This is a genomic window from Streptomyces bugieae (genome assembly GCF_036352915.1).
GTDB lineage: Bacteria > Actinomycetota > Actinomycetes > Streptomycetales > Streptomycetaceae > Streptomyces > Streptomyces endophytica.
The window spans coordinates 21,720-42,156 of sequence record NZ_JAZBJP010000018.1; the positions used below are offsets into that span (position 1 = coordinate 21,720).

Consider the following 20,437-nt stretch of genomic DNA (forward strand, 5'->3'; position numbering starts at 1 on the left):
GCAACGAGCTCTACTTTAGCGGACCGATCCCCGTAGGCGAAATCCGGTTCCTGGAGAGCCGTGGGGAGGGCCTGACCTGGTCGATCGCGATGGTGATCACGGGGAGGAGGCAGCTCGCCAGGGCGAGGGTGAGGGTGGTGGTGAGGCTGCCGGGGCGGGTGCCGGCCGGGGTGGGGAGGGCGAGGGTGGTGGCGAGGTAGAGGAGGGGGTACGCCGGCCACTGCCAGGCGTGGCGGGGGCGGAAGCCGCGGGGCGTGGTGAGCAGGAGCCAGTCGGCGAGGGCGGCGAGCGGGGTGAGCGTGGTGAGGAGGACGGGGGAGAGGGAGGGGGCGGGCGTGCCGGGGGTGGGGCTCGGGAGGGTGACGACGGTGGTGGAGGTGGCGGGGAGGGCGTGGTGGAGGACGGCGGCGAGGGTGAGGAAGGAGAGGACGGCGCCGGTGAGGCCGGGGCTCAGGGGGCGGCGGCCGGTCCAGGCGCGGTGGGCCGAGGCGGCGGAGACCAGGGCGGCGGCGAGGTTGGCCTGTGCGGTGAAGGAGGCGAGCAGGCGGGTGGGGCCGGGGGTGGCGACGGCCGCCAGGACCAGGCCGGTCAGGGCGGCCGCGGTGATCAGGAGGCGGTAGACGGCGGCCAGCGGGTGGCGGGTCGCGGGGGCGACGGCCGCGGCGGGAGTCCGGGCGGCGGCGCCGGCCGGACCGGTGGCGTGGCGCGTGGACTGCGAGGTCCGGTTGGGGTCGGACATTCCTCCACGTTAGGGGGAGGGGCTCGCAAGGAGGAGGGGGCCCTTCGGCCGGTTTGGCGCACTGGGAGGGAAGCACTCCGGATGGTTCGCCCTGGGGGAGCACTCCGGATGGGTCCCGCTGGAGGGAGCACTCCGGATGGGTCTCGCTGGAGAGGTCCCTGGGCGGTTCCTCCTGGAGGGAGGCGGGCGGTTTCCTCATCGGGAGGGGACGGGGCGGTTCACCCCGTCCCCTCCCGGTGGTCCGTCCGTCCGTACGGCGGCCCGCCGGCGGTCAGTCGGGGAAGCCGCAGCGGATCAGCCGTACGCCTCAGTCGCGGGCGGTGAGGGTGAGGAGGGTTGCTTCCGGGGGGCAGGCGAAGCGGACCGGGGTGTAGCGGTTGGTGCCGCAGCCGGCGGAGACGTGGAGGTAGGAGGTGCGGCCGGCGGCGGTGTGGGTGGAGAGGCCCTTGACCCGGTCGGTGTCGATGTCGCAGTTGGTGACGAGCGCCCCGTAGAAGGGGATGCAGAGCTGGCCGCCGTGGGTGTGGCCGGCCAGGATCAGCGGGTAGCCGTCGGCGGCGAAGGCGTCCAGGGAGCGCAGGTACGGGGCGTGGACGACGGCGAGGGAGAGATCGGCGCCGGATTCGGGGCCGCCGGCCACCTCGGCGTACCGGTCGCGCTTGATGTGCGGGTCGTCCAGGCCGGTGAGGGCGATCTCGACGCCCTCCAGCTTGAGGCGGCCGCGGGTGTTGGACAGGCCCACCCAGCCGGCCGCGTCGAAGGCGTCGCGCAGTTCTTCCCACGGGTTGTGGACGGCGCCCACGACGGGGGCGTTGCCGTTGAGGCCGTGGCGGCCCTGGACCCGCTCGATCAGGTAGCGGGCCGGGTTGCGGAGCTTGGGGCCGTAGTAGTCGTTCGAGCCGAAGACGTAGGCACCGGGGAACTCCATCAGCGGGCCGAGCGCGTCCAGGGTCTCCGGGACGCCCTCGGTGTCGGAGAGGTTGTCACCCGTGTTGATGACGAAGTCGGGGCGGAGCCCGGCCAGCGACTGCAGCCAGCGCTGCTTCTTGCGCTGGCCGCTGACCATGTGGATGTCCGACACCTGAAGGACGCGCAACGGGCGCATACCGCGCGGCAGTACGGGGACCGTGACCCGCCTCAGGCGGAAGGAGCGGACTTCGTAGCCGGCGGCGTAGGCGAGGCCGGCCGCGCCGACTGCGGTCAGGGTCAGGGGTACTCCGTATCGCGCGCGCATGGTTCCCATCGTTGCAGAGTGGCGAGGGGTCGGTACACCGGGAGGGACGGGCGGGGCGCGGACGGGTGTCGGCGCGGGAGGTGCCGACGCGGGCGGGCGCCGGTGCGTAGGGGTGGGGGCCCGGCAGGCCGGCGGGGCCCGGCAGCGGTCGTGGGCTCGCGGCGGGCGCGGGGAAAAGGCGCGGCGGTTGTCGGTGGGTGGGGGCATACTCGACGGCATGACCACGCTCAAGTCCAAGCTGCAGCACGACCTCACCGAAGCGATCAAGGCGCGCGACGAGCTGCGTTCCTCCACCCTCCGTCTCACGCTGACCGCGATCCAGAAGGAAGAGGTCGCGGGCACGGAGGCGCGCGAGCTGTCCGACGGCGAGGTCGAGAAGATCATCGCGCGGGAGGCGAAGAAGCGCCGGGAGGCCGCGGAGGCGTTCGACCAGGGCGGCCGGAGCGAGTCGGCCGCGCGGGAGCGCGCCGAGGGCGAGCTGCTCGCCGACTACCTCCCCAAGCAGCTGACCGACGAGGAGCTGGAGTCGCTGGTCGCGGCGGCGGTGGCGGAGGCCAAGGGCAGCGGCGCCGAGGGGCCGAAGGCGATGGGCGCGGTCATGAAGATCGTCAATCCGAAGGTGGCCGGGCGCGCCGAGGGCGGCCGGGTGGCCGGAATGGTGAAGAAGCTGCTGGCCGGCTGAGCGCCGCCGGAGACCTGGCCGCCTGAGCGTCCGCGGAGACGGAAGTCCTGGCCGGCCGAGCCGGCCGGACGGAGGCTCTTGCCCGTAGGCCATCGGGACGGAGGCCCTCACCGCAGGCGTACGGACGGTGGTCCTCGCGCGGCGTACGGGCGGAAGTCCTGGACGCCCGCGGTGGAGGACGAGGGGCCGCCCCAGCCGGTGCTGGGGCGGCCCCTCGCGTGTCTTTCGGGCTCAGGAGGCGGGCGCCAACCGGGCCGTCACCACCCGCCGTTGCCGCCGCCCAGGATGTCGGGCCAGCCGGGGAGGTGCCAGCCGCCGCCGGGCTTGTTGTCGCCGCCGTGGCCGCGGCCTGGCTTGTGCTTGCCGCCCTTGTCGTCGCCCGCCTTGCCCTTGTCCTTGTCGGGGTCGCCGATCGGGACGGTCGGCAGGGCCGGCGCGGGCCGGCCGGCCAGGGCGCCGGTCATCGCGTCGCGCCAGATGGGGCCGGGGGTGTCGGCGCCGTAGACCTTGTCGTGGGGGACGCCGCCGATGGTGATGTTGTACATCTTGCGCTGGTGCTGGGGGTCGCCCACCCAGACGGCGCCGGCCGCGTTCGGGGTGTAGCCGACGAACCAGGCGGCGTAGCGGCTGTCGGTGGTGCCGGTCTTGCCCGCGCTGTCGCGGCCGCTGAGACCGGCCTCCTTGCCGGTGCCGTCCTCGACGACGCCCTTGAGGAGGGTGTTGATCGTGTCCGCGGTCTTCTTGGACATCGCCGTACGGCAGCTGGTCTGCGGGACCTTCAGGGACCGGCCGCGGGCGTCGGTGATGGACTCGATGGCGACCGGGGAGCAGTACTCGCCGCCGTTGGCGAAGGCGGCGTAACCGGCTGCCATGGTCAGCGGAGACATTTCCTGCACACCGAGCGTCATCGACGGAACTTGCTGCAAGGGCTTGCCGTCGGCCCGCTCGATGCCCATCTTCTGCGCCATCTTGACCGCGGGGCAGATGCCGATGTCGCTGATCAGCTGCACGAAGTAGGTGTTGACCGACTTCGCGGTCGCCTCCTTCATGGCGTACGGGCCGACCTCCTTCCGGTTCTCGTTCTGCGTCGTCTCGCCGCTCCCGCGCCACTCGCCGTCACAGGTCTGCACCGGGCTCGGGTACGGCATCCGGTACGGCGAGGGGTACTCCTGCTCGGGGTTGGTGCCCTGCTCCAGGGCGGCCGCCGCGATCACCGGCTTGAAGGTCGAACCGGGCTGGTAGCCGGCGCCGCCGCCCATGTTGTGGTCGACCGAGAGGTTGATCATGGTCTGGTTCCCGCGGAAGCCGTACGGCCGCGACTGGCCCATGCCGAGGATCTTGCCGGTGCCCGGCTCCACGATGGTCGCGGCGGTGGCGACCTGGTCGTCCTCGTAGACGTGCTTGGCGATGGAGGCCTGGATCGACTTCTGGGTCTGCCGGTCGAGGGTGGTGCGGATGGTCAGGCCGCCCTGGTCCCAGCGCTTCAGACGGGCCTTGCGGGTCTTGCCGAAGGTTCTGTCGCCGAGAAAGGCCTTGCGGATGTAGTCGCAGAAGAAGCCGGCGCCGTCGGTGGCGGTGATGCAGCCGTTCTTGGGCCGGCTGATGGCCAGTTTGATCGGCTTCTTGGCGGCCGCGTCGGCCTGCTCCTGGGTGATGTCCTTCAGATCGGCCATCCGCTGCAGCACGGTGTTGCGCCGCCGGGTGGCCTCCTGCGGGTCGTTGACCGGGTCGTAGCGGCTCGGCGACTGGACGATGCCGGCCAGCAGCGCCGACTCCTCCAGGCTCAGATCCTTCGCGTGCTTGCTGAAGTACCGCTGGGCGGCCGCCTCGACGCCGTACGCCTGCTCGCCGAAGAAGGTGATGTTGAGGTAGTTCTGCAGGATCTTGCGCTTGCCGAGCTCCTTCTCGATCTGGATCGCGTACTTGAGCTCCTTGACCTTGCGGCCGATCGTCTGCTGGGTGGCCTGCGCGACCTTGTCCGGGTCGTCGCCGGCCTCCTCGACGAACACGTTCTTCACGTACTGCTGGGTCAGCGTCGACGCGCCCTGGGAGACGCCGCCGGACTGGGCGTTCTTGTTGAGCGCCCGCAGGATGCCCTTCACGTCGATGGCGCCGTGCTGGTAGAACCGGGCGTCCTCGATGGCGACGATCGCCTGCTGGATGTACGGCGACATGTTCTTGAGGCTCACGACCGTGCGGTCGCGGGAGTAGACCTTGGCGATCTCGCCGCCGTCCGCGTCCAGGATGGTGGTCCGCTGGCTGAGCGGTGGCGTCTTGAGGTTCGCCGGGATCTCGTCGAAGCCCTCGACCGAACCCTTGGCGGCGAGGCCCAGCGCCCCGGCCGCCGGCAGCGCGAGACCGGCGAGCACCGCTCCGGCCAGGACGCTGACACCGAGGAACCTGGCGGTCCGCTGCGTCGTGGACAGACCCCCGCCATCGCGCTTCTTAGCCATGGGAGGCAGCCTAATCCGTTGCCACATACGTGCGGACGGAGCGGGGGGTCCGGGGCCGTTCGTACACCGGGTGGTGACCTCCGGGCGGCGCGGCCGTGACCTCGACGACCTCGGCGGCGACCCGCTCGGGTTTTCCGCCCCGGGCCGTGCGTGACCTCGGGGGCATCCCGAGTCGATCTCCGTATCCGGCCGGATCCGATCTCCGTGCTCGGCCGGATGTGATCCCTCGATGGCCGTACGGGTGCGGTCGCGTCGCACGTGAGGTGCCGAGGTTCCCATTCGCCGGACAGGGGCGCACCTGTTCGCTTAGCCTGTACTCAGTTGCCACAGCCGAATGGTTACGCCTCAGTTCGTCAACCCCTACCTCTCGCGGACCGAGCCCCCACGCGTCCGCGTGTGCCCCCAGAAACCCCGTGTCAGGGCGGCGAACTGTCCCGCCTTGTGCGCTATGTGACGTATGCCGCACGGTCACTCCGTTGGGTGATCTGCCGCGTACGCATAGTCCGTTCGGGCCATTCAAGATTGGGCCCGAAGGGGGTGTTGCGCCCTGTCCGCCCGCCGTAACGTCCTCAACTGGCAACGGTGAATATGCCGTTTGCCGCCGTGGGGGAGCCTCGATTCGGGAGAGGACGGCGCCAGCATGAGCTGGGTAACCGACTGGAGTGCACAGGCAGCCTGCCGCACTACCGATCCGGACGAACTGTTCGTTCAGGGTGCGGCGCAGAATCGCGCCAAGGCGGTGTGCACCGGATGTCCGGTGCGTACGGAATGCCTGGCCGACGCCCTGGACAATCGGGTGGAATTCGGCGTGTGGGGCGGGATGACCGAGCGGGAGCGGAGGGCGCTGCTGCGTCGCCGCCCGACCGTGACGTCATGGCGTCGCCTCTTGGAGACGGCGCGCACGGAATACGAGCGCAGCACCGGCATTCTGCCGATGGACTGTGAGGACGAGACCTTCGACGAGTACGCCGCGGTCGGATAGCCGGACGGCCGGGATTGCACCGGCCGGCGGAACAGGGCCGGTTGGGCGCTGGGCCCGGGTGTGCCCGGTGTTTCCGGCGCGTGCGTCGGCGGTGGTTCGGGCGGCGGTTCAGTCGTCGGTTCGGCCGGCGGTCTTGGGTCGTCGGATCAGTCGTCGGTGTCGGGGTCCGTTGTGGTGCCGTCCAGCGCCAGGCGGTCGCCGATGGCGCGCAGGCCCGCGAGGTCGTGGACGTCGCCGGGCAGCGCGGCGACCTCCGTCACCGGGACCTCGGGATGGAGTGCGGTGAAGCGGTCCCGGGTGCGTCGTTCGCGCGCGAGGACCTGCATACGTTCCGCGTGCAGACGGAGGAGCCCGGCGGCCAGTTGAGCCGCCGAGGCGGAGGTGGGTGCTGCTACCGGGTCCGCCGCGGCGGGGGAGAGGCCGCCAGCGGTACCGGAGGCATCCTTCCCGCCGTCGAGATCCACAATGCCGGTTGGTTCAAGATTATTTTCGGTGTGGACGTCACCGGTGCCGTCCTCCTCCGTGAGGCCCTCGCCGAGGGTCTCCGCGGCGGCCAGGGCCCGCTCGGCGCTGAGTTGGGCGGCGCCGCTGCCGTGCACGCGGTTGAGCACCAGGCCGGCCAGCGGCATCTGCTCGGCGGCCAGCCGCTCGACGAAGTACGCCGCCTCACGCAGCGCGTCCCGCTCCGGCGCGGCGACCACGAGGAACGCCGTGCCGGGGGCCTGCAGCAGGCGGTACGTGGCGTCGGCGCGGGTGCGGAAACCGCCGAACATGGTGTCCATGGCGGCGACGAACGTCTGGACGTCGCGCAGGAGTTGACCGCCCATGAGCTTGCTGAGCGTGCCGGTCATCATCGACATGCCGACATTCAGGAACTTCATGCCGGCCCGGCCGCCGACCTTCGCGGGCGCCATCAGGACCCGGATGAACTTGCCGTCCAGGAAGGAGCCGAGGCGCTTGGGCGCGTCCAGGAAGTCCAGCGCGGAGCGGCTCGGGGGCGTGTCGACGACGATCAGGTCCCATTCGTCGCTCGCGCGGAGCTGGCCCAGCTTCTCCATGGCCATGTACTCCTGCGTGCCCGCGAAGCCGGCCGACAGGGACTGGTAGAAGGGGTTCTCCAGGATCGCGCGGGCCCGGTCGGCGTCCGCATGGCCCTCGACGATCTCGTCGAAGGTGCGCTTCATGTCCAGCATCATCGCGTGCAGTTCGCCGCCGGCGGCCTCGTCCACACCCTTGACCCGGCGGGGGACGTTGTCGAGCTCGGAGATGCCCATCGACTGCGCCAGCCGCCGGGCCGGGTCGATGGTCAGCACCACGACCTTGCGGCCGCGCTCGGCGGCGCGCACGCCCAGGGCAGCGGCGGTGGTGGTCTTGCCGACGCCGCCGGAACCGCAGCACACGACGATGCGGGTGCGCGGGTCGTCGAGCAGCGCGTCGACCTCCAGCCGCGGGGCCGAGGCGTCCAGCGTCGTGTCGTCGGAGGTCATATGGGCCCCTGTTTCCGCAGGTCTCTGGCCAGTTGGTACAGCCCGGCGAGGTCCACTCCCTCGGGGAGCAGCTCCAACTCGTAGGTGGGCAGGCCGATCGCGGTCAGCTCGGCGTACTCGGCGCGCTCCAGCTCGACCCGCTCGGCGTGCTCGCGGGCCTGCTCCAGCAGGGGGTCGATCAGCCGGTCGGCCAGCCCGCCGCGGCGGGCTCCGCCCAGCCCGGCCTGCGAGAGCGCCTTGGCGACGCCGGCACGCGCCCCGCGGGCCGCGAGGAGGTCGAGATCGCCGTTGTCCAGCAGCGCGGGACGGGTCATGTTGATGACGATGCCGCCGACGGGGAGGCCGGCGGCGCGCAGCTCGGCGACGCCGTCCGCGGTCTCCTGGACGGGCATCTCCTCCAGGAGCGTCACCAGATGGACCGCGGTCTCCGGCGACTTCAGGACCCGCATCACGGCCTGCGCCTGATTGTGGATCGGGCCGATCTTCGCGAGACCGGCCACCTCGTCGTTGACGTTCAGGAAGCGGGTGATGCGGCCGGTCGGCGGGGCGTCCATCACCACCGCGTCGTAGACGAACCTGCCCTGCTTGTCCTTGCGGCGGACCGCCTCGCACGCCTTGCCGGTCAGCAGGACGTCCCGCAGGCCCGGGGCGATGGTCGTGGCGAAGTCGATCGCGCCGAGCTTCTTCAGGGCCCGGCCCGCGCTGCCGAGCTTGTAGAACATCTGGAGGTAGTCCAGAAGGGCGCGTTCGGCATCGATGGCCAGGGCGTGGACCTCGCCCGCCCGTCTCCCGCCACCACCCCGAACGGAATCGCTGCGCGATGCACCCTCTGATGCGGGGCCCACCGCGATCTTGCGTTCCTCGTAGGGAAGCGCTTCGGTCTCGAACAGCTGGGCAATGCCCTGCCGGCCCTCGACCTCGACCAGGAGGGTACGGCGCCCCTCGGTGGCCAGGGCGAGGGCGAGGGCAGCGGCGACCGTGGTCTTGCCGGTGCCGCCCTTGCCGCTGACGACATGGAGCCTGCTCACGCAAAGGAGCCTAACCAGTCCGCGTCGCGGCTACGCACGGGATACGCCTGGGAAGACCCGGAGATCCGTCCGTGCCGGACCCGGAGCCGGGTCAGGGATGTCCCGTAGGGGACGGGCCGGCCCGGGCCCGGGCGGCCCGCGGTGGACGGCGTCCGCCGCCGCACCGGACAGGCATTACGCTCGGCCCATGACCAAGTGGGAATACTCGACCGTGCCGCTGCTGGTGCACGCGACGAAGCAGATTCTGGACACCTGGGGCGAGGACGGCTGGGAACTGGTCCAGGTCGTGCCGGGCCCGAACAACCCCGAGCAGTTGGTGGCCTACATGAAGCGGGAGAAGCAGGAGTACAAGGCGTGAGCGCGGCGGAGGACAAGATCGCGGAGCTCGGCCTGAAGCTGCCGGACGTCGTGCCCCCGCTGGCCGTCTACCAGCCCGCGGTGCGCTCCGGCTCGTACGTCTTCAGCTCCGGCCAGCTGCCCATGGTGGGCGGCGCGCTGCCGGCGACCGGCAAGGTGGGCGCCGAGGTCAGCCCGGAGCAGGCCCAGCAGCTCGCCGCGACCTGTGCGCTCAACGCGCTGGCCGCCGTGAAGTCCGTCATCGGCGACCTGGACAAGATCCGGCGCGTGGTGAAGGTCGTCGGCTTCGTGGCCTCCGCGCCGGACTTCACCGGCCAGCCGGGCGTCCTCAACGGCGCCAGCGAGCTGCTCGGCGAGATCCTCGGCGACAAGGGCGTGCACGCCCGCTCCGCGGTGGGTGTGGCGGTGCTGCCGCTCGACGCGCCGGTCGAGGTCGAGATCCAGGTCGAGGTCGACGACGAGGCGTAGGCGTTGCCGGTTCCGGCCGCCGGGACGGGTCTTCGTGCGGGCCGTACGGTCCGCACGGCCTTCCCGGCGGCCATCCCGGCGCCCGCGGGACGCGCGCGCCTCGTAGGAGCGCGCGCCCGCCGGCCCGCCGGAGCGGCCGCCGGCTGCGGCCCGGCGGAAAAGGACCCCTCGAACATCCGCGCGTGAGCGCATAGCATCCGGCCATGTCGTCCACGACGAATGGCCAGTGGTACCCACCGGAGTGGCCGGGCCGCATCCGGGCGCTCGCGAACGGCGAGCTCACCCCTGCCGAGCCCCGCCGGGCCGCGACCGTCCTGCTGCTGCGTGACACCGGGACCGGCGGCCCCGCCGTCCACATGCTGCGCAGACGCACCTCCATGGCCTTCGCCGGGGGCGCGTACGCCTATCCGGGTGGTGCGGTCGATCCCCGTGACGAACGCCCGGTGGCCTGGGCCGGCCCGCCGCGCGCCCAGTGGGCGGTCCGTATGGGTGTCGATCCGGCCACCGCGCAGGCCATCGTCTGCGCGGCGGTACGGGAGACGTTCGAGGAGGCGGGCGTGCTGCTCGCCGGGGAATCGGCGGACACGGTCGTCGCGGACACCACGGGCGAGGACTGGGAGGCCGACCGGGCCGCCCTGGTGGCGCACGAGCTGTCCTTCGCCGACTTCCTGAGCCGCCGCGGCCTGGTCCTGCGCTCCGACCTGCTGGCCGCCTGGGCGCGCTGGATCACCCCGGAGTTCGAGCCCCGGCGCTACGACACGTGGTTCTTCGTCGCCGCGCTGCCCGAGGGCCAGCACACGCTGCCCCAGGGGCTGCCGGTGGGACCCGGGGGGAACGCCGTCGCGGCCGGTGAGGCGGACCTCGCGTTGTGGACCCGGCCGGGGGAGGCGGCCGCCGGGTACGACCGCGGCGAGCTGCTGATGATGCCGCCGACGATCGCCACGCTGCGCGCGCTGGAGCCGTACGCCACCGTCGCGGACGCGCTGGCCGCCGCGGAGGCGCAGGACCTGACGCCCGTATTGGCGCGGGCGCGCCTGGTGGGCGGCGAGATCGTACTGAGCTGGCCGGGCCACGACGAGTTCACCAAGCACATCGCGCCGGGGGGCGGTGCCGGGGACGGTGCCGCTGAGGGCGGTTCCGCCAGGGGCGGTTCCGTCGCGCACGGGGCCACGGAGGCGGGCGGCGATTCCGACGGCCCCTCAGGGGACCGGCGGGCCACCGGCGTCCCAGGAACCACCGGCACGCCCGGAGTCACCGGCACCTCGGGAGGGACCCCCACATGACCGAAGCAGCCGCTCTGCCGGGGCAGCCCCGGGGCGGAGTGATCTCCGGGCCCGCCACCACGCGGGCGCACTGCGTGCTGGCGCCCAACCCGTCGGCGATGACCCTGGACGGCACCAACACCTGGATAGTCGCCGAGCCGGACTCCGACCTGGCCGTCGTCATCGATCCCGGGCCGCTCGACGAGGGCCACCTCCAGGCCGTCGTCGACATCGCCGAACGGGCCGGCAAGCGCGTCGCGCTGACCCTGCTGACCCACGGGCACCCGGACCACGCCGACGGCGCCGCCCGGTTCGCCGAGCTGACCCGGTCGCCCGTCAGGGCGCTGGATCCGGCGCTGCGCCTCGGCGGGGAAGGGCTCGCCGCGGGGGACGTCATCACCACGGGCGGTCTCGAACTGCGGGTGGTGTCCACCCCGGGGCACACCGCCGATTCGCTGTCCTTCCATCTCCCGGCCGACCGCGCCGTCCTGACCGGTGACACGGTCCTGGGGCGCGGCACCACCGTGGTGGCCCACCCCGACGGGCGGCTGGGCGACTATCTCGACTCGCTGCGCCGACTGCGCTCCCTCACGGTGGACGACGGGGTGGCCACGGTCCTGCCGGGCCACGGGCCGGTGCTGAACGACGCCCAGGGGGCGGTGGAGTTCTACCTGGCGCACCGTGCGAACCGGCTCGCCCAGGTGGAGACCGCGGTCGAGGCCGGCCACCGGACCCCGGCCGAGGTCGTCGCCAATGTGTACGCCGATGTCGACCGCTCCCTCTGGCCGGCCGCCGAACTGTCGGTGCGGGCACAGCTGGAGTACCTCGGGGAGCACGGGCTGATCGAGGAGTGACACCGTCGGGGCCGGATGCCCCGGCACGGCGCCTGCCCGCGCCGGTGTCCTACGGGCGGGGAGCCTTCGCCCCGTGGACGGCGAGGTATTCGCCCGCCAGCCAGGGGGCCGGGCCGGAGAGCAGCTCGTCCAGCAGGTGGGGATACGCGGCGGGCGTGCGGGCGGCGCGGGCCGCTGCGCGCATCTGGTCGGCGTGCGCCGGGTAGTAGCGGCCGAAGACCTCCGCGGACTCGGCCAGGTCGCTGGTCCAGCCGCCCCAGCGGGGCATGACCAGTGTGAACCCGGTGCGTACGAGCCGCCGCGTCACACCCCGGGTGAGCCGGGTGCGCGCGGCCTCCGTAGTGGCCGCCGCGGCCTTCGTGCGCAGTCCGGGGAGGTCGCGGAAGAGATCCCCGTTGGTCTCCCGGGCGAGGAGCGAGGTGGGGCGGTAACGGGGCAGCCGGTCGGCGAGGTCCGGACCGTCGAGCGGGGTGCACAGACAGGCCACGAACCAGCCCAGGTCGTGCCGCTCGAGGTCGCTCAGCAGCCGGTCGGCGCCGAACAGCAGCAGTCCCGCGCCGTCGACCTCCCGGAACGCGGTGTCCAGCGCCTCCTCGACGGCGCGGGCGGCGGCGTGGTCGTCGTCGGTGGGCTCGTCCCGTAGGGCGAGCAGGGCGTCCAGATCGGAGACGCCGGGGACGGCGGTGCCACGGGGGATGCTGCCGAAGAGGTAGCTGCTGTGCAGGCGGTCGCCGAAGTGGCCGGCAATACGGGAGCGCAGGGCCGCCACCACCGGTGCGAACACCGGGGACACCCGCTCCAGCGAGCCCTCCCGTACGAAGCAGCCGTCGTGGTCCAGGCCCCTGCCGGCGCCGGGGCCGGTGCCGTTGCGCGTGCTGTCGTGGGTCCCGTCGGGCGTCATGGCGCCACTATGGCGAGGGAGCGCGGCGGGGACGACCGTATTTCGCGGGGTGGGGGTGCGGGGCCCGGGCCAACCACGACGAAGAGGCCGCCCACAACGGACCGCTCACAACGGACCGCCCACAAGGGGCCGCCCGTCAGGGTCCGCCCACTACGGCGAAGGGCCCCGCCGGAGCAGGGCCCTTCGCCGTAGTGGCAGGTGTGTCAGCGCGAGCGCTTGGCGAGCCGCTCGACGTCCAGCAGGATCACGGCGCGCGCCTCCAGGCGCAGCCAGCCGCGGCCCGCGAAGTCCGCCAGGGCCTTGTTGACCGTCTCACGGGAGGCGCCCACCAGCTGGGCCAGCTCCTCCTGGGTCAGGTCGTGCACGACATGGATGCCTTCTTCGGACTGCACGCCGAAGCGGCGCGACAGGTCGAGCAGCGCGCGCGCCACGCGGCCCGGCACGTCCGAGAAGACCAGGTCGGACATCTGGTCGTTGGTCTTGCGCAGTCGGCGGGCGACCGCACGCAGCAGGGCCGTGGCCACCTCGGGGCGGGCGTTCAGCCAGGGCTGGAGGTCGCCGTGTCCCAGGCCGAGGAGCTTGACCTCGGTGAGGGCGGACGCGGTGGCCGTACGCGGGCCCGGGTCGAACAGCGAGAGCTCACCGATCAGCTCTCCGGGACCGAGGACGGCGAGCATGTTCTCCCGGCCGTCGGGGGAGGTGCGGTGCAGCTTCACCTTGCCCTCGGTGACCACGTACAGGCGGTCGCCGGGGTCCCCTTCGTGGAACAGGGCGTCGCCGCGGGCGAGCGTGACCTCTCCCATCGAGGCGCGCAGCTCGGCCGCCTGCTCGTCATCGAGCGCCGCGAAGAGCGGTGCGCGCCGCAGAACGTCGTCCACGAGATCTCTCCTTGTCGACATGCTCCGGGGGACTGTGGTCCCCATCATGCCGGAATGCAAAACAGTGCGATCAATCACAAGTTTGCCGGACCGGTGGCCAGAGCCATAAGGCAGGGGGCCGATTGGAGTCAGGGATCACGGTGATCGAGCCGGATGTCAGTGGCTGGCCTTAGTCTGGCCGAGTGTCCAATACGCCGGTGAGAGCAGAGGACTGGGGGCCGGACGAGTGAGCGCGGGAGATGATTCCGCTGTGGGCGAACAGGCGTCCGGCGGAGCTTCCGAACCGGATAAAAGTAACAAATCGCCCTCCGGGGTGAGCTCGACCCGGAAGCCGGCCCTCCGGAAATCCGGCGCGTCGCGGTCCGCGGCGCAGGACACGAACGAGGCGGGCCCGGCCTCGGTACGTACCGCCTCGGCAGGGAAGAAGGCCGCCGTGAACGAAACCCCCGAGAAGCCGGTGGCCGCGAAGAAGGCCGTCACCAAGAAGGCGACGGCCAAGAAGGCCGCCACCAAGAAGACCGCCACCACGAAGGCGGCGGACCGGACCGCGCCCGCGAGGAAGGCGGCCACCAAGAAGACCGCGGCCAAGAAGACGGCTGCGAAGAAGGCCGTGGCGAAGAAGGCCGTGGCCAAGAAGACGGCTGCGAAGAAGGCCGTGGCGAAGAAGGCCGTGGCCAAGAAGACCACGGCGAAGAAGGCCGCCGCCAAGAAGACCGCTCCCGCCAAGAAGGCCCCCGCGCGCAAGGCCGAGTCGCGCGCGGCCATGGTGCGCCGGGCCCACCAGATCAACGACGGACTCGCCGAGCTGTATCCGTACGCGCACCCCGAGCTGGACTTCAGCAACCCCTTCGAGCTGCTGGTCGCCACGGTCCTGTCCGCCCAGACCACCGACCTGAGGGTCAACCAGACCACTCCGAGGCTGTTCGCGGTCTGCCCGACGCCCGAGGACATGGCCGCCATGCCCCCGGAGGAGCTGGAGGAGCTGATCCGCCCGACCGGCTTCTTCCGGGCCAAGAGCAAGGCCCTGCTCGGTCTGTCCGCCGCGCTGCGCGACCGCTTCGGCGGTGAGGTGCCGGGCCGCCTGGAGGATCTGGTCACGCTCCCCGGGGTCGGCCGCAAGACCGCCAATGTGGTGCTCGGCAACGCCTTCGGCGTCCCGGGGATCACCGTCGACACGCACTTCGGCCGTCTTGCCCGCCGCTTCGGCTGGACCACCGAGGAGGACGCGGTCAAGGTCGAGGCGGACGTCGCGGCGATCTTCCCCGAGAGCGAGTGGACGATGCTCTCGCACCGCGTCGTCTTCCACGGCCGCCGGGTGTGCCACTCCCGCAAGCCCGCCTGCGGCGCCTGCGCCATCGCCCCGCTGTGCCCCTCGTACGGCGAGGGCGAGACGGACCCGGAGAAGGCCAGGAAGCTGCTGAAGTACGAGCTGGGCGGCCAGCCGGGCCAGCGCCTGAAGCCGCCACCGGACTACCCGGGGAAGCCGGCGCCTCCGCTGGCGCCCCCGGCGGCCGCTTCATGACGGCAGCCACGACGCCCCCTCGGGGGACCGATGATCCACGCCAGGCCTGAGGGGGCGCGTATGAGGAGTGCACGGGAGCAGCAGTACGGCGAGGAGACGGGCGCCAGCGCGGCGGCTCCCGGCGGGGAGGTCACGGTCTCGGCCGACGGCCTGCCCGAGTGGCTGGAACCGGTGGCCCGCGCGGCCGCCACGGTCGAGCCGCACCAGCTCAGCCGCTTCCTGCCGCCCGAGGACGGCGGCCGGCAGTCCGCGGTGCTGATCCTCTTCGGCCACGGTCCGCGCGGCCCCGAGCTGCTCCTGATGGAGCGGGCCGGCACCCTGCGCTCCCATGCGGGCCAGCCCTCCTTCCCCGGTGGCGCCCTCGACCCGGAGGACGGAGATCCGGACGGCGCCGGTCCGGTGCGGGCGGCGCTGCGCGAGGCCCAGGAGGAGACCGGTCTGGATCCGTCCGGAGTGCAGGTCTTCGGCGTGCTGCCGCGGCTGTACATCCCCGTCAGCCACTTCGTGGTGACCCCGGTCCTGGGCTGGTGGCGGCGGCCGAGCCCGGTCGGCCCGGTGGACGAGGCGGAGACCGCCCGGGTGTTCACGGTCCCCGTGGCCGATCTCACGGATCCCGCCCATCGTGTGACAACGCGCCACCCCAGTGGTCACGTCGGTCCGGCCTTCCTCGTCGAGAACGCCCTGGTCTGGGGCTTTACGGCCGGAGTGATCGACCGGATCCTGTACTACGCGGGGTGGGAGATTCCGTGGGACCGTGACAAGCAGGTCCCGCTCGACTGGCGCTCGTGAGACGGTGTCCGGCGTGAACGTCCTGGACATTCTGCTGCTGGTCGCGGCCGTGTGGTTCGCGATCGTCGGCTACCGGCAAGGTTTTGTCGTCGGCATCCTTTCCGTGATCGGCTTCCTCGGAGGCGGCCTGATCGCGGTCTATGTGCTGCCCTTGATCTGGAACGAGGTCACCGGCGACGCCACGCCCGGTACCTTCGCGGCCATCGCGGCGGTCGCCATCGTGATCGTGTGTGCGTCCGTGGGCCAGGCGCTCACCACCCACCTGGGCAACAAGCTCCGCCGCCACATCACCTGGTCACCGGCGAGAGCGCTGGACGCGACCGGCGGCGCGCTGGTCAACGTCGTCGCGATGCTGCTGGTGGCCTGGCTGATCGGCTCGGCGCTGGCCGGGACGTCCCTGCCCACGCTCGGCAAGGAGGTCCGTAACTCCAAGGTGCTGCTCGGGGTGTCCCGGGTGATGCCGCCGCAGGCCAGCACCTGGTTCGCGGACTTCTCCTCGGTGCTCGCGCAGAACGGCTTCCCGCAGGTCTTCACGCCGTTCTCCAACGAACCGATCCACAACGTGCCGGCGCCCGATCCCCAGCTGGCCACCAGCCCGGTGGCCGCGCAGGCCAGGCGCAGCATCGTCAAGGTCGTCGGCACCGCCCCGAGCTGCGGGAAGGTCCTCGAAGGCAGCGGTTTCGTATTCGGCCGGCACCGGGTGATGACCAACGCCCACGTGGTCGGCGGGGTGAACGAGCCGACCGTCCAGGTGGGCGGCGAGGGCCGGACGTACGACGCCAAGGTCGTGCTCTTCGACTGGCGGCGCGACATCGCCGTCCTGGACGTGCCCTCCCTGGACGCCCCGGTGCTGCACTTCGCCAAGGCGGACGCGAGCAGCGGCAGGAGCGCCATCGTGGCCGGCTTCCCGGAGAACGGCGGCTACGACGTCCGCGCGGCCCGCATCCGCAGCCGCATCCAGGCGAACGGCCCGGACATCTACCACCGCGGCACGGTCGGCCGCGACGTCTACTCGCTCTACGCCACGGTCCGGCAGGGCAACTCCGGCGGTCCGCTGCTCACCCCGAACGGCGACGTCTACGGCGTCGTCTTCGCGAAGTCGCTGGACGACTCGCGCACCGGCTACGCACTGACCGCCGACGAGATCCGCCAGGACATCGTCAAGGGGCGTACGGCCGAGCGGCAGGTCGACAGCCAGGGCTGCGCGATCTGAGCGGCCGGAGCGCCGTCACGGGGCCTCGGCGGGGCGTACGGCACCGGCAGGGGGCCGCACGAACCGCATGGGGCCTCCGGCGCGCCGACGGGTTGTAGGGCACCGTCCGGACGGGAGCCGTCCGGACGGTGCCGACGCGGCGGGTGCGGTCAGGTGCGGGGATGGCGCAGGCGCGCGCTCATCCAGCGCGCCCGGCGGCGCAGGATGCGCGGAATGCCCATCGGATGCGCCGGATCGGGGGACGCGCCGGACCTGAGGTCCGGAGTGCCCCTGTCCTGAGTGCTCACTGCAGCGGCACTGCTGCGGCGGTTGCGTGCCACGTCACGGTAGTCGTGCGTCCAGCCCATACCCTCGACTCTGCCCGTGGCCCAAGGTCCGTAACCGCCTCGGGGACGGCCAATTGGCCTATGCGCCGGGCAAGTCGCCCTTCGCCATACGAACGTTCGAGCGCCGGGTGGGCGCGCTCCGCCGAGCGGTACGCGCCGTCCCGGTCAGCGGTCCGGTTCCGGGTCCTTCAGCCAGTTGATCAGCTCGGTGGAGAACGCCACCGGGTCCTCCTCGTGCGGGAAGTGCCCGAGGCCGTCGAACAGCCGCCAGCGGTAGGGGGCTTCGACGTACTCGCCGGAACCGGCCGCGCTGCGGGTGCGCATCACCGGGTCCAGCGACCCGTGCAGATGCAGGGTCGGGACCCGGACCGGCAGCTTCATCCGGCGGTTGAACTGGATGCCGTCGGGGCGCGCCAGCGACCGCACCATCCAGCGGTACGGCTCGATCGAGCAGTGCGCGGTCGACGGGATGCTCATCGCCCGCCGGTAGACCTCGACCGCCTCGTCGTCGGGGAGTTGGGGGCCGGACCAGTCCCGGATCATCCGGCCGACCAGCGCCGCGTCGTCCGCGGTCAGTTGCCGCTCCGGCAGCCAGGGCCGCTGGAAGCTCCAGATGTGCGAACTCCGGGCGCTCTGCCGGACGTCGGCGAGCATCGCCGCGCGCCAGCGCCGCGGGTGCGGCATCGAGGCCACCGCGAGCCGGCGCACCAGCTTGGGCCGCATCACCGCCGCGGTCCAGGCGAGATAGCCGCCGAGGTCGTGCCCGACGAGTGCGGCGTCCGGTTCGCCCAGGGACCGTATGACGCCGGTGACGTCCAGAGCGAGGTTCGCCGGGTCGTAGCCGCGCGGCGTGCGGTCGCTGCCGCCGACGCCGCGCAGGTCCATCGCGACCGCGCGGAAGCCCGCGTCGGCGAGCGCCGGGAGCTGCTGCCGCCAGGTCCACCAGAACTGCGGGAAGCCGTGCAGCAGGAGCACCAGCGGGCCGTCGCCCATCTCGGCGATGTGGAAGCGCGCGCCGTTCGCCGCGACGTCGCGGTGCGTCACCTCTCTGTCGCCGGGGACGTCCAGGCGGACGACCGAGGCGGTGCTGTCAGGGGCTGTCATACCGATGAGCGTGTCACAGACTCCAGGACCGGATGGTCCTTGGTCTCGATGCGCGGGTGCGGCTTGGCGTTCTGCAGCACGGCCGCGGTCTCCCGGGCGGAGTTGATCGACCTCTCCGGCTTCTTGATCTTCTTGATCTTGGCCATGGCGATGAGGGCCAGCAGACCGGCGAGGACCAGGAAGGCGCCGCCCACGATCAGGAAGGACCAGGCGAGCCCCAGGCCGAGGTTGTGGATGCCGTACGCCGCCGCGAAGCTGAGCACCGGCAGCGCGAACAGCGCCAGCGCGCCGGCCACGACGAACGCCGCGCTGCCGATGCCGGCCCGCTTGGCGTCCTGCCGCAGCTCCGCCTTGGCCAGCGCGATCTCGTCGTGCACCAGTGCGGACATCTCGGCGGTGGCCGAGGCCACCAGCTGTCCGAGGCTGCGGTCCGCGCCTGTGTCGGCTGCGCTCATCGCCGTCTCCCTCATCTCGTCAACCGGATGCAAAGCCTCTCAGATCATGCCGGACCATCGTCTCCGGCGTGCGTGCCGGAGGCCACTTCGGCAAGCCGCCGGTGTTCGGCGGCCTTTGCCTCATGGATCGCGGCCATCCGAAGGTGATATTCCGGTTTGTCGAGCTCGTAGACGTCGGGGATGCCGTCCTGGTCCTCGTCCCGCTCCTCGTCCTCCGTCAGCTTCTTGTACTTCGCGTTGCGGATCTTGAGCAGGATGCCCGCGAAGACGGCCGCGAGCAGCGAGCCGACCAGCACCGATGCCTTGATCTCGGCGGTCAGTGCGGCATCGCCGGCGAAGGCGAGCTCGCCGATCAGCAGGGAGACGGTGAAGCCGATCCCGGCCAGGGAGGCGAGTGCGAAGACGTCCGGCCACTTGAGGTCGGGGTTCAGCTCGGCCCGGGTGAAGCGGGCGGTGAACCACGTACCGCCGAAGATGCCCAGTGCCTTGCCCACTATCAGGCCGAGGACGACACCGAGCGTCTCCGGGCGGGTGAAGACCTCGTGGAGGGCGCCGCCGGAGAGCGACACCCCCGCGGAGAACAGGGCGAACAGCGGCACCGCCAGCCCGGCCGACAGCGGGCGGACCAGGTGCTCGATGTGCTCGCCGGGGGACCGGGTCTCGCCGTCGCGGCGGTGGCAGCGCAGCATCAGGCCCATGGCGACGCCCGCGATGGTGGCGTGCACCCCGCTGTTCTCCATCAGCGCCCAGATGACCACGCCGAGGGGTACGTAGACGTACCAGCCGCGGACGCCCTTGCGCAGCAGCAGGTAGAAGACCGCCAGGCCGACGGCGGCGAAGCCGAGTGCCAGGAAGTTGATCGTCGAGGTGAAGAAGACCGCGATGATCAGGATCGCGAAGAGGTCGTCGACGACGGCGAGGGTGAGCAGGAAGGCGCGCAGCGCGGAGGGCAGCGAGGTGCCGATCACGGCGAGGACGGCGAGCGCGAAGGCGATGTCGGTGGCGGTGGGGACGGCCCAGCCCTGCAGGGAGCCGCCGCCGAGGACGGTCACGGTGACGTAGACGAGCGCGGGGGTCACCATGCCGCAGAGGGCGGCGATGACCGGGAGCGCGGCGGCCTTGGGGTCGCGCAGTTCGCCGGCGACCAGTTCGCGCTTGAGCTCGATGCCGGCGACGAAGAAGAAGAGGGCCAGCAGGCCGTTGGCGGACCAGTGCTGGAGGGAGAGGTCGAGGCCGAGGGAGGCCGGGCCGAGGTGGAAGTCGCGGACCGCCTCGTAGCTTCCGCTGAGGGTGTTCGCCCAGATCAGCGCGGCCACGGAGGCGACGAGGAGGAGGACCCCGCCGACGGTCTCGGCGCGCAGCGCCTCGGCGACGAAATTCCGCTCGGGCAGGGACATCCGCCCGAGGAATATGGAACGGCGGTTGCTCGTGGGCGCGCTCACGCGGTGACCTCCGGCCTTCGGCAGCTGTGTACGGCTGTGTCAGTTGCCGACCAGACTTCCCGGCGCACCCAGAGTTTCTTAGCGCGTCATTGACGCGGTTCCCACTGTACCGGGCGGGTGCGAGGGAGTACTCGGTGGCCTCACTTTACGGGCAATTCGGGCGGGCGGCCGCCGGTGCGGAGGACCGAGTGCCGGGGGCGGCGGGTGCGGGTGTGCCGTACGCGTGAGGGGGCACCGGACCGCTTCCGGCCCGGTGCCCCC

Annotated in this window: 19 protein-coding genes and 1 pseudogene; 9 read left to right on the plus strand and 11 right to left on the minus strand. The window is 72.0% G+C overall.

All coding sequences use genetic code 11. The features are described from left to right. Nucleotides 1–10: 10 nt before the first annotated feature. Together V2J85_RS24550 and V2J85_RS24555 are read right to left on the minus strand one after the other, a co-directional pair. Complete coding sequence (locus tag V2J85_RS24550) at nucleotides 11–739, minus strand: integral membrane regulator (RefSeq protein WP_330822741.1); 729 nt, start codon at nucleotides 737–739, stop codon at nucleotides 11–13. A 307-nt stretch (nucleotides 740–1,046) separates the two neighbouring features. Next, nucleotides 1,047–1,973 carry a metallophosphoesterase gene (locus V2J85_RS24555; RefSeq protein WP_261956504.1) on the minus strand — a complete coding sequence of 309 codons (927 nt, stop codon included), beginning with the start codon at nucleotides 1,971–1,973 and terminating at the stop codon, nucleotides 1,047–1,049. Between the two features lie 217 nt (nucleotides 1,974–2,190). On the opposite strand from V2J85_RS24555, the gene V2J85_RS24560 reads away from it, so the two are divergent. Next, complete coding sequence (locus tag V2J85_RS24560) at nucleotides 2,191–2,655, plus strand: GatB/YqeY domain-containing protein (protein WP_330822742.1); 465 nt, start codon at nucleotides 2,191–2,193, stop codon at nucleotides 2,653–2,655. Nucleotides 2,656–2,912: 257 nt separating this feature from the next. Here V2J85_RS24560 and V2J85_RS24565 read toward each other — a convergent pair whose 3' ends face one another. Continuing rightward, complete coding sequence (locus V2J85_RS24565; protein ID WP_261956502.1) at nucleotides 2,913–5,108, minus strand: transglycosylase domain-containing protein; 2,196 nt, start codon at nucleotides 5,106–5,108, stop codon at nucleotides 2,913–2,915. 640 nt (nucleotides 5,109–5,748) lie between these two features. Between V2J85_RS24565 and V2J85_RS24570 the strand changes: the two genes are divergently transcribed. After that, a complete protein-coding gene (locus tag V2J85_RS24570) occupies nucleotides 5,749–6,090 on the plus strand; it encodes a WhiB family transcriptional regulator (RefSeq protein ID WP_030412585.1) in 342 nt (113 codons plus the stop codon). Nucleotides 6,091–6,236: 146 nt separating this feature from the next. On the opposite strand, the gene bagB is transcribed toward V2J85_RS24570, so the two are convergent. Together bagB and bagA are read right to left on the minus strand one after the other, a co-directional pair. Then, the gene (gene bagB / locus V2J85_RS24575; protein ID WP_330822743.1) at nucleotides 6,237–7,577 is read right to left on the minus strand and encodes an ATPase BagB; all 1,341 of its coding nucleotides are present in this window, start codon (nucleotides 7,575–7,577) and stop codon (nucleotides 6,237–6,239) included. Beyond that, complete coding sequence (gene bagA / locus V2J85_RS24580) at nucleotides 7,574–8,605, minus strand: ATPase BagA (protein WP_261956500.1); 1,032 nt, start codon at nucleotides 8,603–8,605, stop codon at nucleotides 7,574–7,576. The genes bagB and bagA overlap by 4 nt, the downstream gene beginning before the upstream one ends. A 187-nt stretch (nucleotides 8,606–8,792) precedes the next feature. On the opposite strand from bagA, the gene V2J85_RS24585 reads away from it, so the two are divergent. The 4 genes and pseudogenes from V2J85_RS24585 to V2J85_RS24600 all read left to right on the plus strand — a co-directional run bounded on the left by V2J85_RS24585 (nucleotide 8,793) and on the right by V2J85_RS24600 (nucleotide 11,546). Beyond that, nucleotides 8,793–8,963, plus strand: coding sequence for a Sp36 family protein (locus V2J85_RS24585; protein WP_261956499.1), 171 nt, complete (start codon nucleotides 8,793–8,795; stop codon nucleotides 8,961–8,963). After that, nucleotides 8,960–9,430: a RidA family protein gene (locus V2J85_RS24590; RefSeq protein WP_261956498.1), complete on the plus strand. Its 471-nt coding sequence runs from the start codon at nucleotides 8,960–8,962 to the stop codon at nucleotides 9,428–9,430. The genes V2J85_RS24585 and V2J85_RS24590 overlap by 4 nt, the downstream gene beginning before the upstream one ends. Before the next feature lie 203 nt (nucleotides 9,431–9,633). Further along, nucleotides 9,634–10,557: pseudogene (locus V2J85_RS24595) on the plus strand (NUDIX hydrolase); the annotation flags it as partial. A gap of 152 nt (nucleotides 10,558–10,709) precedes the next feature. Further along, a complete protein-coding gene (locus V2J85_RS24600) occupies nucleotides 10,710–11,546 on the plus strand; it encodes an MBL fold metallo-hydrolase (protein ID WP_261956496.1) in 837 nt (278 codons plus the stop codon). Between the two features lie 49 nt (nucleotides 11,547–11,595). On the opposite strand, the gene V2J85_RS24605 is transcribed toward V2J85_RS24600, so the two are convergent. Next, nucleotides 11,596–12,447, minus strand: coding sequence for a nucleotidyltransferase domain-containing protein (locus V2J85_RS24605; RefSeq protein ID WP_261956495.1), 852 nt, complete (start codon nucleotides 12,445–12,447; stop codon nucleotides 11,596–11,598). A 203-nt stretch (nucleotides 12,448–12,650) separates the two neighbouring features. After that, on the minus strand, nucleotides 12,651–13,325 hold the full coding sequence (locus tag V2J85_RS24610; protein ID WP_006604164.1) for a Crp/Fnr family transcriptional regulator: 675 nt from the start codon (nucleotides 13,323–13,325) through the stop codon (nucleotides 12,651–12,653). 313 nt (nucleotides 13,326–13,638) lie between these two features. Here V2J85_RS24610 and nth point away from each other — a divergent pair, with 313 nt between their 5' ends. The 3 genes from nth to V2J85_RS24625 are packed head-to-tail and all read left to right on the plus strand — an operon-like array spanning nucleotide 13,639 to nucleotide 16,849. After that, nucleotides 13,639–14,847 carry an endonuclease III gene (nth, locus tag V2J85_RS24615; protein WP_330822745.1) on the plus strand — a complete coding sequence of 403 codons (1,209 nt, stop codon included), beginning with the start codon at nucleotides 13,639–13,641 and terminating at the stop codon, nucleotides 14,845–14,847. Nucleotides 14,848–14,907: 60 nt separating this feature from the next. Next, the gene (locus V2J85_RS24620; protein ID WP_330822746.1) at nucleotides 14,908–15,636 is read left to right on the plus strand and encodes an NUDIX hydrolase; all 729 of its coding nucleotides are present in this window, start codon (nucleotides 14,908–14,910) and stop codon (nucleotides 15,634–15,636) included. 13 nt (nucleotides 15,637–15,649) lie between these two features. Beyond that, the gene (locus V2J85_RS24625; RefSeq protein WP_261956492.1) at nucleotides 15,650–16,849 is read left to right on the plus strand and encodes a MarP family serine protease; all 1,200 of its coding nucleotides are present in this window, start codon (nucleotides 15,650–15,652) and stop codon (nucleotides 16,847–16,849) included. A 149-nt stretch (nucleotides 16,850–16,998) separates the two neighbouring features. Here V2J85_RS24625 and V2J85_RS24630 read toward each other — a convergent pair whose 3' ends face one another. The 4 genes from V2J85_RS24630 to nhaA all read right to left on the minus strand — a co-directional run bounded on the left by V2J85_RS24630 (nucleotide 16,999) and on the right by nhaA (nucleotide 20,176). Then, nucleotides 16,999–17,196, minus strand: a complete 198-nt coding sequence (locus V2J85_RS24630) for a hypothetical protein (RefSeq protein WP_261956491.1) — start codon at nucleotides 17,194–17,196, stop codon at nucleotides 16,999–17,001. 144 nt (nucleotides 17,197–17,340) lie between these two features. Beyond that, nucleotides 17,341–18,279 carry an alpha/beta fold hydrolase gene (locus tag V2J85_RS24635; protein WP_261956490.1) on the minus strand — a complete coding sequence of 313 codons (939 nt, stop codon included), beginning with the start codon at nucleotides 18,277–18,279 and terminating at the stop codon, nucleotides 17,341–17,343. Then, a complete protein-coding gene (locus V2J85_RS24640) occupies nucleotides 18,276–18,734 on the minus strand; it encodes a phage holin family protein (protein ID WP_261956489.1) in 459 nt (152 codons plus the stop codon). Before V2J85_RS24640 ends, V2J85_RS24635 begins: the two co-directional genes overlap by 4 nt. Nucleotides 18,735–18,778: 44 nt before the next feature. After that, entirely contained in the window at nucleotides 18,779–20,176 is a 1,398-nt protein-coding gene (nhaA, locus tag V2J85_RS24645; RefSeq protein ID WP_261956488.1) for a Na+/H+ antiporter NhaA, read from the minus strand. Between the last annotated feature and the right edge of the window lie 261 nt (nucleotides 20,177–20,437).